The organism is Vibrio sp. ECSMB14106 (genome assembly GCF_000972265.1).
Classification (GTDB): domain Bacteria; phylum Pseudomonadota; class Gammaproteobacteria; order Enterobacterales; family Vibrionaceae; genus Vibrio; species Vibrio kanaloae.
This window is the reverse complement of record NZ_LAUM01000054.1, coordinates 1-1,804: the sequence shown is the minus strand read 5'-3', so window position 1 is coordinate 1,804 and position 1,804 is coordinate 1. Positions and strand designations below refer to the sequence as shown.

The 1,804-nt window shown below is 45.8% G+C and carries 1 protein-coding gene; it reads left to right on the top strand.

The genetic code is table 11. The features are described from left to right. Positions 1–268 precede the first annotated feature (268 nt). The gene (locus WR49_RS20410) at positions 269–1,537 is read left to right on the top strand and encodes an O-acetylhomoserine aminocarboxypropyltransferase/cysteine synthase family protein (RefSeq protein ID WP_046225240.1); all 1,269 of its coding nucleotides are present in this window, start codon (positions 269–271) and stop codon (positions 1,535–1,537) included. Positions 1,538–1,804 lie beyond the last annotated feature (267 nt).

Genomic DNA, 1,804 nt, shown 5'->3' with positions numbered 1-1,804 from the left:
TACAGGGCTGAAGCTTGGCTCATAATCGTTCGGTCCCCAGTTCAAATCTGGGAGGGGCCACCAAATTAGAAAAGCCTGAGAGCAATTGTGCTTCTCAGGCTTTTTGCTTTTCTGGTTCAGTACCAATCGCGCCCTGCACTTCCTAACCACAAACGAATCGTCCCGCACACAATTCCAATTGTCTCTCTGTGACTAAGCTTACTTTTCTTTTATAAAAAAATCGGCAATATGAGCGTACACAAATCGTTCAATAGTTCAGGGAAGACTCATGAAAGACGAAACACTCTCGATTCACTTCGGCTACGAAACCGATCCAACAACTAAATCGGTTGCGACTCCTATTTATCAAACCGTCGCGTATGAGTTCGATGATGCACAACACGGTGCCGACCTGTTTAACCTTGCAGTGCCAGGCAATATCTACACTCGCATAATGAACCCAACCAATGATGTGCTGGAAAAACGCATGGCAGCCTTAGAAGGGGGTATTGCCGGATTAGTGGTGAGTGCAGGCAGTGCCGCGATCAACTACGCGATTCAGACCTTGGCGCAAATCGGTGACAACATTGTTTCAACGCCTCAGCTTTACGGTGGTACTTACACCCTATTTGCACACATGCTGCCAAACCAAGGCATAGAAGTTCGCTTTGCCAAAGACGACAAACCAGAAAGCTTAGCAGCACTGATCGATGAAAAAACCAAGGCGGTTTATTGTGAAAGTATCGGTAACCCAGCTGGTAATATCATCGACTTAGAGCGTGTCGCAGAGCTTGCTCACGCACAGGGTGTGCCAGTGATTGTCGATAATACAGTCGCGACTCCAGTGCTATGCAAGCCTATCGACTTTGGCGCTGACATTGTGGTGCACTCACTCACCAAATACGTTGGTGGCCATGGCACAACGTTAGGTGGTGTGATTGTCGACTCGGGTAAATTCCCATGGGCAGATCACAAAGATCGTTTCCCTGTGTTTAACCAGCCTGAGCCTTCTTACCACGGTGTGGTGTATACCGAAGCCTTTGGTGAGGCCGCCTTTATTGGTCGCGCTCGAACCGTACCATTGCGTAATACAGGTTCAGCACTGTCACCAATGAATGCTTTCATGTTAATGCAAGGCTTGGAGACGTTGTCGTTACGTATGGAGCGACACACAGAGAACGCATTGAAAGTGGCGGAATATCTCAAGCAACACGAGAAAGTCAGTTGGGTAAGTTACGCTGGCCTGCCTGATTCAGAATTCTATCCACTTGCTGAAAAGTATATGCAAGGTAAGCCATCGGCCATTCTATCTTTTGGTTTAAAAGACGGTTATGAAGCCGGTGTTCGCTTCTATGATGCGCTGCAAATCTTCAAGCGCCTAGTAAACATTGGCGATGCCAAGTCTCTTGCTTGCCACCCTGCTTCGACGACACACCGTCAATTAAGCGAAGCGGAACAAAAGCAAGCTGGTGTATCACCAGAGATGATTCGCCTCTCAGTAGGTATTGAACACATTGACGATATCTTGGCTGACCTAGAGCAAGCACTTAATGCTTAACGCCGTTAAAGCTAGATCTAACGCCGATCGTTAGCTAACAGGCACAAAAAAGCCCATCACAGGATGGGCTTATTTTTATCTATTGTCGGAGGACATTAAAGTTTGAAACTTTTCTCTCGTGTAGGGTTGAATGCTACGTAGCACTAGATAAAGGAAAGTGACAATAAAGTTTGAAACTAAATTAACACAGCACCTTCCGAACAACATAATTATTACATTAATTATAAATAGTTCGTTACATGTAACTGTAGCTAACCTTCTGTTTTA